We start from the raw sequence: 13,978 nt of genomic DNA, 5'->3' as shown, positions 1-13,978 counted from the left end.
TTATGGCTCAGGCTTCGAATGGGTCTGAGAATTGGATCTTGTGATTTGGAATGTATTAGTATTTTGGTTATTGGAATTTTAAATTTTACGCTTTGATGGCGATTTTCAGCACATCGATCATCTTGTCCAGAAAGTGGAAATCGATATCGTTGCGCACTTTCTGGGGCAGATCCACCAGGTCTTTTTCGTTCCATTTGGGAATGAGAATGGTCTTGATGCCGGCACGATGGGCCGCCAGCATCTTTTCCTTGATGCCGCCCACGGGAAGCACCTGGCCGCGCAGCGTGATCTCACCGGTCATGGCCAGATCTTTTTTAATGGGCTTGTTTTTCAGCAGCGATACCAGGGCCGTGAGCATGGTGACGCCGGCAGACGGGCCGTCCTTGGGAATGGCGCCGGCGGGCACATGGATGTGAATGTCATGCTCGTCGAAGAACGTTTCATCAACGCCCAACCGTTTCGCGTTGGCGCGGATGAAACTCAGGGCTGCCGTGGCCGACTCTTTCATCACGTCCCCCAACTGGCCGGTGAGGGTGAGCCCTTTCTTGCCCTTCATGGCTGTGGCTTCGATGAACAGAAGGTCGCCGCCGGTGGGGGTCCAGGCCAGGCCCATGGCCACGCCGGGGGTGGTCATGCGGGCCTTGGCTTCCGCCTGAAGCTTGACCGGCCCCAGGTATTCGGCCACGTCGTCCACCTTGACGGAGGCTTTCTTGATTTTCCCTTCGGCAATGGCGGCGGCCACGCCCCGGCAGACGGTGGCGATTTCCCGCTCCAGGTTCCGCAAGCCGGCCTCGCGGGTGTATCCGGCAATGATGCGGCGAACCGCACCGGTGGTGATGGAGATCTGTTTGGCCTTGAGGCCGTGGGCCTCGCGCTGGCGGGGGATCAGGTACCGGGCGGCGATCTTGACCTTCTCGTCCTCCGTATAGCCCAGCAGCTGGATGACCTCCATGCGGTCCAGCAGGGCCGAGGGGATGGTGTCCAGCATGTTGGCGGTGGTGATGAACATCACTTTGGACAGGTCAAAAGGCACGTCCAGGTAGTGGTCGGAAAAGGAGAAGTTCTGCTCCGGGTCCAGCACTTCGAGCAGGGCCGACGAGGGGTCGCCCCGAAAATCGGAGCCCACCTTGTCGATTTCGTCCAGCATGAAAATGGGGTTGTTCGATCCGGCCCGCCGAAGCCCCTGGACGATCCGGCCGGGCAGGGCGCCCACGTAAGTGCGCCGGTGCCCCCTGATTTCAGCCTCGTCACGAACGCCGCCCAGGGAAATCCGGTGAAACTTGCGGCCCAGAGCCCGGGCAATGGAGTTGCCCAGCGATGTCTTGCCGGTTCCCGGAGGGCCGGCAAGGCAGAGGATCGGACCCTTGGAGTCGGGTTTTAATTTCCGTACGGCCAGGTACTCGATGATGCGTCGCTTGGGTTTTTCCAGACCGAAATGGTCCTCGTCAAGCACCTTGCGGGCTTTTTTGATATCCAGGTTGTCTTTGGTGCTTTCATTCCAGGGCAGTTCGGTAAGCCAGTCCAGGTAGGTCATGGCTACCGTGTACTCGGCTGAAGAGGGGTGCATGCGCCCGAGACGGTCCAGTTCCCTTTCGGCTTCCTTCACCGCTTCTTCAGGCAGGTCCTTTTCTAAAATCTTGGCCCGGTACTCGTCCAGTTCCACCGTGCCCTCATCGGTCTCCCCCAGTTCCTCTTTGATGGCCTTGAGCTGCTGTCGCAGATAGTACTCCCGCTGGCGCTTGTCCATGTCCCCCTTGACCTGGGACTGGATCTTGTTGCCCAGTTCCAGAATTTCAAGCTGGTGGTGAACCAGTTTGGTAACGGCCTTGAGGCGTTTGGTGGAATCCTGCATTTCCAGGACCTTCTGCTTTTCCTCGGGCGTGGAGTTGATCGTGGATGCCACCATATCCGCCAGGGTGCCGGGCTCCTTGATGGAGGTGGCCATGGATGCCATTTCCTGGGGCAACCCCGGAGACAGCTGCACGATGCGGCCGAACTGTTTGATGACGTTGGCCATCAGGGCCTCGGTCTCGTTGTCCGTGTGGTCGATGTCGCTGAAGTGCTCCACGTCGGCCACCAGGTAGGGTTTCCCTTTCTGGTATGACTTGATCCGGAACCGGCTCAGGCCCTGAACCAGCAGCTGTATCCGGTTGTCTTCGGTCTTGGCCATCTTCAGAATCATGGCGGCCGTGCCGACCGTGGCCAGGTCTCCGTTGTCGGGGTCCGGTTTCACATTTTCCTGCTTTTTGGCCACCAGCAGACCGATCATGCGGTCATGGGCCATGGCCTCATCGATCAGGTGGACCGATTCGCCTTTCATCACCACCAGGGGCAACACCATTTTGGGGAACAGGGTCGCATCGAACAGGGGCAGGATGGGAAGCACGTTCGGAATATTATCCGTGTTGTAGTCCAATGACGGTTGCTTGTCTTGCATGGCGCCCTCCTTAAAGGGTGGGTACGGGAAAGGTCCGTTGTCGCCCGGGCCTGTTAAACGCTTGTCGGGCCTGCGGGCCTGTGAGGAAAACTTTATTCTTCGCTGATGGGAATCTGATGCACTTTGTCCAGCCTGAGCTTGGCGATCCTGATTTTCAGCAGCCCGTTGGTGAAGGTCGAGGACACCACTTCCGTGTCTACGGGGGAAGGCAGATAAAGAATGCGTTCGAACCGGCCGTACTGGATTTCGGCGAGCCGGTAAGTGCCGTTGGGCACCCGGGACATTTCCCGGCGGATGCCGGAGACTTTCACCGCGCGGGAGTTGATTTCCAGGTCCAGGTCATCTTTCTCCACACCGGAGATCTCGGCCCAGATCATAATCTCCTCCGGTGTTTCAAAGATGTCCATCTGTGGCGTCCACATGTGTTCCCGAGATGAAAACATAGGGCTGACGGGCCGCGGCCTGAATATCTCCTGGATACTTTTGCCCAGGTTTTGGCCGGTGGGATCAAAATTGCTTCCAAATCTAATCTTGATGTAGTCCATGATGTTTCCCCGAACCTGTTTCCTGTTATAGGTGTGATGCGGTTCCATCGATTCAGACAACCCGCTAAATTTAGCACCGAAATGAGTGGTTGTAAAGCCGTTAAGGGGGATTGTCCGGCTGTTGTTGCCTTTGCAGGAATCAGCGTTATATTTGTTCACTCGTGAGAGAACCCATAGCGGGGCAGGTTGGTGAAACCGAAACGTTCTTGGGAAAAAGGAGAAGATAGCGATGGGCAATCAGCTCAAAACAACCCTTTTGCTGGCGATCATGACGGCTTTCATCATGGTCGTGGGAAACTTGCTGGGCGGGCGTCAGGGGATGATCATTGCGCTGGTGCTGGCAGCAGGGATGAACTTTTTCAGCTACTGGTATTCGGACAAGATCGTCCTGAAAATGTACCAGGCGCGGGAGGCGACGCCGCAGCAGGCCCCTGACCTTTTCGAGATGGTGCAGACCCTTTCCCGTCAGGCCGGCCTGCCCATGCCCAAGGTGTACATCATTCCCAAAGAGGCGCCCAATGCTTTTGCCACGGGGCGAAACCCGGACAACGCCGTCGTGGCGGTCACCCAGGGGCTGCTGTCACTCATGAACCGGCAGGAGGTCATGGGGGTGCTGGCCCATGAACTGGCCCATGTGAAGAACCGGGATATTCTGATCGGTACGATTGCCGCCACCATGGCCGGGGCCATCATGATGCTCGCATCCATGGCACGCTGGTCGGCGATTTTCGGGGGCATGAACCGGGATGATGACAACGGCGGCGGTATGGGAACCATCGGCATGATTGCCATGTCCATCGTTGCTCCCATGGCGGCCATGATTATCCAGATGGCCGTGTCCCGCTCCCGTGAATACCTGGCGGACGCCACCGGTGCGCAGATCGCCGGCAGTCCGGAAGGGCTGGCCAGGGCCCTTGAAAAGCTGGGGGCCTACTCCCGGCGGATTCCCATGGACGCCAATCCCTCAACGGCGCACATGTTCATCGTCAACCCCTTGTCCGGCAAAAGCCTGCAGAGCCTGTTCTCCACGCATCCGCCGGTGGAGGAACGCATCAGCCGGCTGCGGGGAACGCGCCCCCGGAGCGGCGGTCCGTCGGCACCGCCGCCGCCTCCGGGCGGAAACCGGCAGGAGTCGGCCGGCAGGGCGTTTTGGGATAAGTTGAGGTGAATAAGCTGCAGGGAGTTAGGCTGAAGGTGGAAGGAAAACAGTAAATCACAATAGACAAATTCCAAATAAGTACGGGCGTTTTTTGGATTTTGGAAGTTGTAATTTGGAATTTATTTGAAATTTGGTGCTTGTGATTTGAGATTTGACGGGCAGGCTCCTTGTTTGCGGTCGCAGCAGCCCTTGGAAGCGGGGTCGATGGGGTTTGCCTCTTCGTTCCGGCCGTCCCGGCACACCCGGCAGCGGTTCTCGTCGCACCACTGGCAGGAAAAGCACGCCATGCACGGGTGTTTTTTAGGGACCTGGCCGGCATCGTCGGGTAAGTATACCCTGCCGGCCAGACCCGGAACGTTGATCCAGGCCATCGTGTCACTCCGATCGCTGTGTTACGACGCGTTGGTGGTTCCATTAAGATGGGCGTCACCCGCGACTTGTCAACCGTTTCATCACCGTTGTACGTGTGACGCGGGGTTCCGTAGAAAGGAGGCTGTTTCCAGGTGGATCCGCTATACGACGAAGACACCCTGGGCGCTGTGCGTACGCTCAAGGACGATGCCGCGGCCCTGGCCGAGTTGATGGCCCTGGATCGACGATCGGCCATCGAAGGCTGGAAACAGTCCGTGGAAACCCGCCTGCTTCCCCGGTTGATGCCCGGTTTCCCGCTGGTGGCGGCCATCTGCGGCGGCGGCTCGTCGGGAAAGTCAACCCTGTTCAACACGCTTGCCGGTGAAACCGTTTCCCCCACCGGTGGCCGGGCCGGCATCAACCGTCGCATGCTCGTGTCGATCAGTGCCGCCCACCGGCATACCCCCGGTATCGCCGAGGCCCTTTTCGACCCTTTTGGCTGTCCGCCGCAGCAGATGGAACGAATGGATCAGCTCACCACCCCCGGTGACCCGCTGCTTCATTACGGCGGCGGCCTGCCGAAGGACCTGGCCCTGGTGGACACCCCCGACTTCGACACCGGTTCGGGTGGAAGCTACCAGAACCGGGAGATGGCCGAACGGTCCCTTCAGGCGGCCGACGTGCTCGTTTACATCTTCACCAACGCCAATTACAACAACCGCGACAACACCGATTTCATCGCCCGTATGCTTACCGCCGTCGGCACGCGCAAATGCTTTCTGGTCTACCGGGCCTATCCCGATTTCACCGATAAGGAAGTAATGGAGCATGCCGCAACGGTGGCCCGGAACCTGTATGGCAACCGGTCGCCGCAACATGTTCTGGGCGTCTACCGGGCCGGGGAAGACAACCGGGTGGCCGCCGGACAGCGGCCCATGACCCTCGTGCCGCTTGATCCAGGACGGCCCGGCCTCATGGATGCGTTGGCGCAAATGGATCCCCGACAGGTGAGAGGCGATCTTCATCGGTCCCTGTTCAGCGATGTCGTCCGGCAGGGACAGGGCTTCCTGCATGATGCCCGGGCGTCAGTCGACCACCTGTCGCTTTACCTGGAGAGTCTGGGTGCGGTCCAGCAGCGCTGCGTCCGGGACGCGCTGGGGCATCTGCCCATGGACGCGGTGGTTCGTCGTTTTTCGGAGATCTGGCAGGAAACCGATCCGGTCCATGTCAAGATCATGCGCCGGACCGGTCGGGTGGTGGAGACCCCGGTGCGTCTGCTGATGCGGGCCGCCAAATGGATCGGCGGCACTAGGGCGAACCCGGACCCGGTGCCGACCGGCGGCGAAACCGCGGCGGCGATGGAAGCCGATCTGGTCAGGGCGGCCGGCCGCCTTCGTCAGGCGGCGGTTGACCCGGCGGTTGTGCTTGAATTGCCGGAAAGCGATCCCGCGGCCGCATCGCTGGGCCAGGCCGTCCGGCACCTGGGGGGAAAAACCGGTGTGTCCGTGCATCGGACCGATGCGGGCATGGTTACCTTTCGCGTTCCCCATCATCCCGTCCTGAAGGACGCCCAGGAGGCGCTTCGCAGCCGGAACTGGTCGGCTGCCGCAGAGGATATGCTGGGTCGGCAGGAGGCCCTGCTGGGTCTTACCCGCCAGCTGGAATCCGACCTTCAGCGGCTGGTCGGCGAGCAGCGTGAACGGTTGACGACCTTCGATCAGATCCGGCAGACTTTTTCCGCCCTGCTCAACATCATTCCCGCCACCGCCGCCGTGACCTATGTCCTGCACACCGGGGACCCCGTGGGGGCCGTGGGGATGAAGGTGAAGCTGGCCGGCCTTTTCGGACTCAACGACCTGTATGCCCTGGTGGCCATCCCGGCCACTGCGGGTATGAAAAAAGCCGACCTCAGACAGCTGGAAGCATTGCTGGGCCCGGTGGCCCGGGCCTGGCTCACATACAAGCTGACGGCCATCGCCGCGCTGTTTGAAGAGATGATTACCGGATCCTTGCTGCAACAGGGCCGGGACGCGCTCGACACTGCTGCCCGCCGGATTGCGTCAATGGCCAAAAGCCTGGAGCACTGTGGCCGGGCGCTGGAGAAAACATGATGATGGACGCACAGACGACCCGGCTCCGGGCCATGGCAGAGGTGGAAACCGTAAAGTCGGACATCCGGGCGCTGGCCCAATCGCTGGCCGGCATCCCCCTGTGGCGTCCTGCCGCCGGCCTGCAGAAAACCTGCGACGAGGCCCTTCTCATGCTGGACCGGCTGGCCGAACGTTTCGACCGCAAACTGGTGGTCACCCTGGTGGGCCCATGCGGCTCGGGCAAGTCCACCCTCCTCAACGCCCTGGCCGGAGGGGACGCCCTCTCACCGGCCGGCCACCGCCGACCGACCACCCGGCGTGTGCTGGCTTTTTGCCGGCAAACGGCCGATGCCGGCCAACTGGTGGACCGGTTGGGGCCTGAAAACATCCTGGTCCGCACCAGTGCCTCGGCCGAGGCCCTGGAAAACATCATTCTCATTGACACCCCGGATACGGACAGCACCCACCAGGATCGCCATATCCCTGTCATTCACCAGGCCATCACCCTGTCCGACGTGCTCGTCTGCGTGTTCGACGGGGAGAATCCCAGGCGCCGGGACCATACGGATTTTCTGGCCCCTTACGTGCGTCTGTTCAGCGGCGAGAGCCTGGTGGTGGTGGTCAACAAATGCGACCGGCTGGCGGAATCCGAACTCACCGACACCATCTTGCCGGAATTCGACCGTTATATTCGCGACGCCTGGTCGACCGAACCGGCAGCGGTTCTGTGTGTCTCCGCCAGAAGCCAGCTCGATGATCCCGCCTGGGACCCTGCAACCCTGCCCAAGCATGGCCGCGACCAATTCGACCAGCTGCGGCAGCTGATCGTCGACACCTTCAATCGGTCCGGGTACTCGGTTGACCGGCGGCTGGAGAACGCCCGCAACCTGAGTACCTACCTCGAAGAATCCGTTCGCAGCGAAGCGCGAAAGGAGAAAGCCCATCTGGATGCGGCCTCCCGGCAGATGGCGGCCTCTGAAGCCGATGCCATGCGGCAGGCGGCCGACGCCTTCCGGGGCAATGGCGCCTCCCTGGCGCACGGGATCAACGTCCGGCTTTACCAGCAGCTGGCCCAGCGATGGCTGGGCCCCGTGGGGTGGCTGGTGGCGGTATGGGCCCGGATCCTGGTATTCGGTACCGGCCTCGCCTCACTGCTGCGGTTCGGCAACCCGGTGCGCCAGATGGCCGGGGCCGTTTCCGCCATCAGGCATTATGCCGGCTCAAAAAAATCCACGGATGCGGCCGATCGCGGCGCCGGGGCCGGCGTTGCCCTGAACCGCTACGACAAGTCCATTGCCAGCAGGTGGCCCGATATCGCCGAAACCTTGATCGCCGCACGGTTTTCCCCCACGGTCCGCGAGGTCCGGCGTGCCCCGGGTCACGGCGAGGAAATCGGACAGCATCTGGCCCAGGTCTGGAATGAGGCCCTGGAGGATGAACTGTCGCGGTCCGGCCGGCGGCTGAGCGGCGGACTGCTGCAGCTGGTCTTCAACCTTCCGGTGCTGGGCGTGCTGGGCTATGCGGGCTGGCTGACGGCGGTGAACTTTTTTTCAGGAACGATTCTTTCCGGTGATTTTTTCCTGCACGCCTTCTGGACGATTGCTCTCGTCCTGTTGCTCAGTTTCTTTCTGCTGCAGGGCGTTATTCGCCTGGCGGCGGGAAAGGAACGGCTGGTCGAACGCGTTTTCGCGCAGGTCCGTGAGGCGGTTGACGATCAGGACAGCTTGTCGGAAAGCCCGGTCTGGAAGCAGGTGAAAACGATTCAGGGATTGACGGATTCGTAAAAAAGCCGATACCTGTGTTACGCTTTATCCCTCGTTACTGCGGAGTGCAGTAGGTAAGACTCATCCCTCGGGATTCGCAAGCCTTGGCCCCGGCTTTTTTACGGATCCGTCGGAGAGGCTGCTTTGAGAGGGCACCAAGGGCTTCGGGAAACTAAGGGATTGGGGCTCTTTAAATTCCCCAATCCGTCAATTATTTATTCTCCGTATGGCGCTTCATCATGGCCATCAGTTCCCGGGTATGTCGACCCGGTCGCCCGTCGGAGATGACCCTGTCATCGACCTGAACCACCGGTACCACCCCCTTGCTGGTCCCGGTAATGAATATTTCATCCGCGGCCAGCAGTTCCCTGCGGGATATGTCCCGGACGTCGATGGAAAACCGTTGTTCCGCCAATTCCAGCACGACCTTGCGGGTCACACCCGACAGGATGCCTCGGCCCGGAGTTACCAGGGTGTTGTCGATGAAGGCAAAGATGTTGGATGTGGTGCACTCTAAAGCCAGGCCGTTTCGGTCGATGTACAGGGCTTCGACGGCACCTTCGGCGGCGGCTTTTTTCAGCGCCAGGCTGGCGGAGATATAATCGATGCTCTTGGCGCCGGGAATGGGGCGTTCCACCTCCCAGGAAATGATCTTGACCCCGTCGGTGTACCAGAAGGCGGGGAGTTGCGGGATCGGTGATACCAGCACCAGCAGGCGGGGACTGCCCGACGGGGTCATGAAGTCGGTGCTGGATCCGCCGGTGACGACGATGCGGATATTGGATTCGGGTATATCATTTTTCGCCAGCGTTTCCTCTACCACCGCGGCGATATCTTCGTGGGACCAGGGCAGGGCGAGCCCGATTTTTTGTGCCGAGGCTTCCAGCCGGTCGATGTGGGCATCCAGAAAATAGGGTTCCCCGTTGTAGGTTCTAAGCAGGTCGAATACGCCGATGCCGCGCAGGATGGCCAGGTCGTCAACGGGAATGACCGCCCGTTCAGCCGGCACGAATTCACCGTCAATATAGTAGATCGCCACAAAATCCTCCTGATGGTTGTGGGTGGAGCAGTGCCGTTGTCTAACGCCCCTGATACACCATCGATCCATGGGGCTCAAGGGATAAGATCCAAAGTCGAACGCGTCCCCATGGAGACGTGGCGGCATGATTTTTCAGGACCCTTTCCCTGCAACCGGAGAAAATGCGGCCCCCCGTCGTCGGGCACGCCGCCGGCCGTGCTCAACGGTTGTTTTGACAGGCCGCTCTAATCAGGCTATGAATGCGCGACTTTTTCAATTGGCCAAATGGAGGGTGACAGGTTAATGGAAGCGGTGACCATTTTAGAGGCGGACCTGGACAGCAGCGAACACCAGCAGGCGGTGCTCGATCTTATCGATGCCTATGCCATGGATCCCATGGGCAACGGCGGTTCCCTGCCGAAGGATGTCAAAGACAAATTGATTCCGGGATTGAAGAGCCATCCGACCACGCTTATTTTCATTGCATACGCCAACGGCGCGGCCATCGGCATCGCCGTGTGTTTTGTGGGGTTTTCCACCTTCGCTGCCCGGCCCCTGATCAACGTTCACGACCTGGCTGTTCTTCCCGGCCGGCGGGGCAGCGGTGTCGGCCGCCGGTTATTGGCGGCGGTCGAGCGCAGGGCGCGAGAGATGGGCTGCTGCAAGGTCACCCTGGAAGTGCTGGAAAACAACCACCGGGCCCTGAAGGTATACGCGGCGGCCGGTTTTGCACGGGTGACCTATACGGAAGATGCGGGCGGGGCCCTGTTTTTTGCGAAAAAACTGTGAATCAGTGACCAGTGGGCGGTAACCAGGGCACCCTCAACCCCGAACGCGGAGAACAATTTCAGGTATCCCGATGAATCGCGTGCAGGTCAATTCTGTCAACGCCTGGGTGCTGGCGGCCCGGCCAAAAACACTGGCCGCCGGATCGGTGCCGGTGATCGTGGCCTCCGCCCTGGCAGTTCATTTCGGGCAATTCAAGCCCCTGCCGGCAGTGCTTTGCCTGCTGTTTGCGCTGCTGTCCCAGATCGCTTCCAATTTCAGCAACGATTATTTCGATTTTGCCAAGCAAACGGACAACGAGGCCCGTCTCGGTCCGGCCCGCGCCGTGGCCTCGGGTTGGATCCCCCCTGAATCGATGCTTGCCGGCACCTTCGTGGTCATCGGCCTGGCCTGCCTGTTCGGGTCCGGCCTGATCTATTATGGCGGATGGGCAATGATTCTCGTGGGGGCTGTCTGCGTGGTGTCGCTGCTGGCCTATACCGCCGGCCCGTGGCCCTTGGCGTACCACGGCCTGGGGGACCTGTTCGTGCTCATCTTTTTCGGGCTGGTCGCGGTGGTCTTCTCTTTTTATGTTCAGGCAGGATTTTTCAACCCCCTGGTTTTCGTGGCCGGATTCATTGTCGGCTTGCCCGCCGTCAATATCCTGATCGTCAACAATTTTCGCGATTACGATAACGACAGGGCCTGCGGTAAACACACCACGATCGTCCTGTTCGGCCGGCCGTTCGGAACGTGGTTTTATCTGGCCAACGGGATCCTGGCCTGCCTGCTGTGCCTTGTTTTTGTGGAAGAATCGGTCCGGGGCGCCATATTGCCCCTGTTTTACCTTTTCTTCCATTACCGTTCCTGGAGAAAAATGTGCGCCATCTGGAAAGGCCGGGCATTGAACGTCCTGATCGGGGAAACGTCTCGAAATTTGCTTGTTTTGGGGCTGCTCTTCGCTGTCGGGGTGTTGATGGACTGATCAGCGTTCACAGATTACAGGAGAGGATCGATGGGGCCTTTTATCGACATACAGGTGGGAGCGTGTTAAGGGGTCGTAACCGTTCCAGGCCTTCATTAGGGAGTGCCCATCCATAAATGGCCAATTGGTCCGATATCTGCGTTGCGCTCAAAATTTTATCCTCGGAATATCAGCCATATGCCTGTGGGACATCCCGTGATCTATACGGGGCGGTAAAATTTTTCGCGCGCGTTCCTGTCCCGTCTGGTTTCCAGCGGGAGATCTCGACCCAATTTGCCTATTTCTGGATGAACACTATGGAGAATATACGTTCCGCAGGTGGGTCGGATTTTCCCTGCGATCCTGCTGCTGGCGTCACCCCTTTGGACCGAGGCCGGGGTCATCGGCAATGCAACCATCAATTGCTGTGAATCCAAGACCTGTAAGGTGGCCCTGCAGAACACCACCCTGGAAAGAAGCATCGCCTTTATCGACGTTACGAACACCAACGACAGCGGCGCCGGGTCCCTGCGGGCCGCCGTGGCGGCGGCCGGGGATCATGACACCGTCCGGTTGGAGGGCCTCGCCGGAACCACCGTCCGGCTTTTCTTCGACCCGTCGTCCCCGGATGACGATGCCATCATCTGCAAGTACGACACGGCAACCGGCTGTTACCACTGCACCGCCTGTACCAGCATCAGCGACGATTTGTCCTGCCTTGCCATCAAACTGACGGACGGAGGACAGGGGGATGACGACGGGGTGGCCAACGGGATGATCGTGGACCCGTTGGGGACGGGAGAGGCTCCCCGCAGAAGACGCCTCATCGGCGTCATCGGGCGGCGGCTGAGGCTGTTTTATACGGACCGTCTTTCAAGGGCCACAACCTTAAGCATCCAGACCGTTGTCTTTTGCCCAACTCTTGCGTAAGATGGCGTCCGACGAAAACGAAACGGATTGCCATGACTTGCGAATTTTTGCCGGTATCTCAATCGGACCTGCGACAACGCGGGTGGGACCGGCTCGATATCATCCTGATCACCGGGGACGCCTACGTGGACCACCCGGCCTACGGGGTGGCGCTGATCGGCCGGGTGCTGGAATCGCACGGATACCGCGTCGGCGTCATCGCCCAGCCCGGCTGGCGCACGGACGCGGATTTCAAACGCCTGGGAAAACCGAGGCTGTTTTTCGGAATCACCTCGGGCAACGTGGACTCCATGGTGGCCAACTACACGGCCAACAAGCGGCCACGCAAAAAGGACGACTATTCGCCGGGCGGCAAGACCGGCATGCGTCCCGACCGGGCGCTGATCGTCTATGCCAACCGCGTGCGCCAGGCCTTCAAGGATGTGCCGGTGGTGGTCGGCGGTATCGAAGCCAGCACGCGCCGCCTGGCACACTACGATTATTGGGACAACCGCGTGCGGCGCTCCATTCTTTTCGACGCCCGGGCCGACATGCTGGTCTACGGCATGGGGGAGCTCCAGATCGTGGAGATCGCCCGCCGGCTGTCGGCCGGGGAAGCGATCGACAGGCTGGATCATATTCCGGGAACGGCGGTCATCCGCAAGGACCCGGCTTTTTTGGGCGACGCCGTCACCCTTCCCTCCTGCGAGGTGGTCGCCGACAGCCGCGAGCAGTTCAACCGGGCCTTCGCCCTGTTCTACCGGGAGCAGAACCCCGTCACTGCCCGGCCGGTGGTCCAGGCCCACGGCGACCGTTTTGCGGTGGTCTATCCGCCCCCCATGCCCCTTTCCCAGGTCGCGTTGGACCGCATCTACGAGCTCGGCTACCAGCGGGCCTGGCATCCGGACCACGATGCCGCCGGCGGCGTGCAGGGCCTGGAAACGGTGCGGCACAGCCTGGTCACCCATCGGGGGTGCAGCGGTGAGTGCAATTTCTGTTCGCTGTATTTTCATCAGGGGCGCATGGTCCAGAGCCGCAGTGCCGATTCCATTGTTCGGGAGGCGACCCGGCTGGCCCGTGATCCGGCCTTTCGGGGCACCATATCGGATATGGGGGGGCCAACGGCCAACCTTTACGGGGCCGATTGCCCGCGATGGGCCAAAAAAGGGTTTTGCCGCAATCGGCGCTGTATGGCGCCGGAGGTCTGCCCCAGCCTCGATCCCGGCTACGGCAGGAGCCTGCCCCTGTACCGGCGCATCCGGGCCATACCGGAGGTCAGGCATGCCTTTATCGGCAGCGGGTTCCGTCACGACCTCTTCGGTGGCAGCGGGGCCGATGCCTGTCTCGAAGAGCTTTGCCGATATCACGTCAGCGGACGCATGAAGGTGGCGCCGGAGCACATCTGCAAGCCGGTGCTCGATGCCATGGGCAAACCGCCCATAGGGATTTACGAGGCCTTTGTCGGTCAATTCAACCGCATCGGCAAGCGCCTGCCCTCGCGGCGCTACCTGGTGAACTACTTTATCAGCGCGCATCCCGGCGCAACGCTGAAAGATGCTCTGGAGATGGCGCTATACCTGATCAAACGGGGAATGCACCCCGAGCAGGTCCAGGATTTCATCCCCCTGCCGCTGACGCTTTCCGGCACCATGTATCACACGGAAATCCACCCCCATACCGGCAAACCGGTTTACGTGGCCAAAACGTTTCGGGAGCGAAAGATGCAGCGGGCCCTGGTTCAGTACCGCAATCCCTCCAACCGGCAGCTGATCCGCGATGCCCTCAAGAAACTGAAATCCGAACACCTGGCGCCGGTTTTTGTCAAGGCCGTCGCCGGAAAACCGCCCCGGCGAATCTCCCGCAGCGGTGTTGCCAATGCGGGTAAATCCGCCGGGACATCACCTTCCGCAAGGCCGTCGGGGGGACGGCGATCCGGAAGGGCAGGCCCTGCGGCCCGGCGAAAACGCCGCCGTTGAC

11 protein-coding genes are annotated in these 13,978 nt (G+C 60.6%); 7 read left to right on the top strand and 4 right to left on the bottom strand.

Going from position 1 to position 13,978, the window contains the following annotated elements; all coding sequences use genetic code 11:
• Positions 1 to 85: 85 nt before the first annotated feature.
• Positions 86 to 2,437 (bottom strand): endopeptidase La, encoded by a 2,352-nt coding sequence (gene lon / locus DSCA_RS10890; RefSeq protein ID WP_155316455.1) that lies wholly within the window; start codon positions 2,435 to 2,437, stop codon positions 86 to 88.
• 92 nt (positions 2,438 to 2,529) lie between these two features.
• Positions 2,530 to 2,844: an Hsp20/alpha crystallin family protein gene (locus DSCA_RS10885; protein WP_231716447.1), complete on the bottom strand. Its 315-nt coding sequence runs from the start codon at positions 2,842 to 2,844 to the stop codon at positions 2,530 to 2,532.
• Positions 2,845 to 3,211: 367 nt separating this feature from the next.
• Here DSCA_RS10885 and htpX point away from each other — a divergent pair, with 367 nt between their 5' ends.
• The gene (gene htpX / locus DSCA_RS10880) at positions 3,212 to 4,150 is read left to right on the top strand and encodes a zinc metalloprotease HtpX (RefSeq protein WP_155316453.1); all 939 of its coding nucleotides are present in this window, start codon (positions 3,212 to 3,214) and stop codon (positions 4,148 to 4,150) included.
• Between the two features lie 110 nt (positions 4,151 to 4,260).
• Here htpX and DSCA_RS10875 read toward each other — a convergent pair whose 3' ends face one another.
• Positions 4,261 to 4,512, bottom strand: a complete 252-nt coding sequence (locus DSCA_RS10875) for a hypothetical protein (RefSeq protein WP_155316452.1) — start codon at positions 4,510 to 4,512, stop codon at positions 4,261 to 4,263.
• Positions 4,513 to 4,644: 132 nt separating this feature from the next.
• Here DSCA_RS10875 and DSCA_RS10870 point away from each other — a divergent pair, with 132 nt between their 5' ends.
• Complete coding sequence (locus DSCA_RS10870; protein ID WP_155316451.1) at positions 4,645 to 6,603, top strand: P-loop NTPase family protein; 1,959 nt, start codon at positions 4,645 to 4,647, stop codon at positions 6,601 to 6,603.
• Positions 6,600 to 8,366: a GTPase gene (locus DSCA_RS10865; protein WP_155316450.1), complete on the top strand. Its 1,767-nt coding sequence runs from the start codon at positions 6,600 to 6,602 to the stop codon at positions 8,364 to 8,366. Before DSCA_RS10870 ends, DSCA_RS10865 begins: the two co-directional genes overlap by 4 nt.
• Before the next feature lie 190 nt (positions 8,367 to 8,556).
• Here DSCA_RS10865 and DSCA_RS10860 read toward each other — a convergent pair whose 3' ends face one another.
• Positions 8,557 to 9,384 (bottom strand): aminotransferase class IV, encoded by an 828-nt coding sequence (locus DSCA_RS10860; RefSeq protein WP_155316449.1) that lies wholly within the window; start codon positions 9,382 to 9,384, stop codon positions 8,557 to 8,559.
• Between the two features lie 282 nt (positions 9,385 to 9,666).
• Here DSCA_RS10860 and DSCA_RS10855 point away from each other — a divergent pair, with 282 nt between their 5' ends.
• From DSCA_RS10855 to DSCA_RS10840, 4 genes are all read left to right on the top strand, one after another.
• A complete protein-coding gene (locus DSCA_RS10855) occupies positions 9,667 to 10,152 on the top strand; it encodes a GNAT family N-acetyltransferase (protein ID WP_155316448.1) in 486 nt (161 codons plus the stop codon).
• 70 nt (positions 10,153 to 10,222) lie between these two features.
• Positions 10,223 to 11,113 (top strand): 1,4-dihydroxy-2-naphthoate polyprenyltransferase, encoded by an 891-nt coding sequence (locus tag DSCA_RS10850; RefSeq protein ID WP_155316447.1) that lies wholly within the window; start codon positions 10,223 to 10,225, stop codon positions 11,111 to 11,113.
• A 318-nt stretch (positions 11,114 to 11,431) separates the two neighbouring features.
• A complete protein-coding gene (locus DSCA_RS10845) occupies positions 11,432 to 12,022 on the top strand; it encodes a choice-of-anchor U domain-containing protein (RefSeq protein WP_155316446.1) in 591 nt (196 codons plus the stop codon).
• Between the two features lie 32 nt (positions 12,023 to 12,054).
• Positions 12,055 to 13,977, top strand: coding sequence for a YgiQ family radical SAM protein (locus DSCA_RS10840; RefSeq protein WP_155316445.1), 1,923 nt, complete (start codon positions 12,055 to 12,057; stop codon positions 13,975 to 13,977).
• Position 13,978 lies beyond the last annotated feature (1 nt).

Source organism: Desulfosarcina alkanivorans (assembly GCF_009688945.1).
In the GTDB taxonomy this organism is placed as follows: domain Bacteria; phylum Desulfobacterota; class Desulfobacteria; order Desulfobacterales; family Desulfosarcinaceae; genus Desulfosarcina; species Desulfosarcina alkanivorans.
This window is presented reverse-complemented; position numbering and strand designations above follow the sequence as displayed.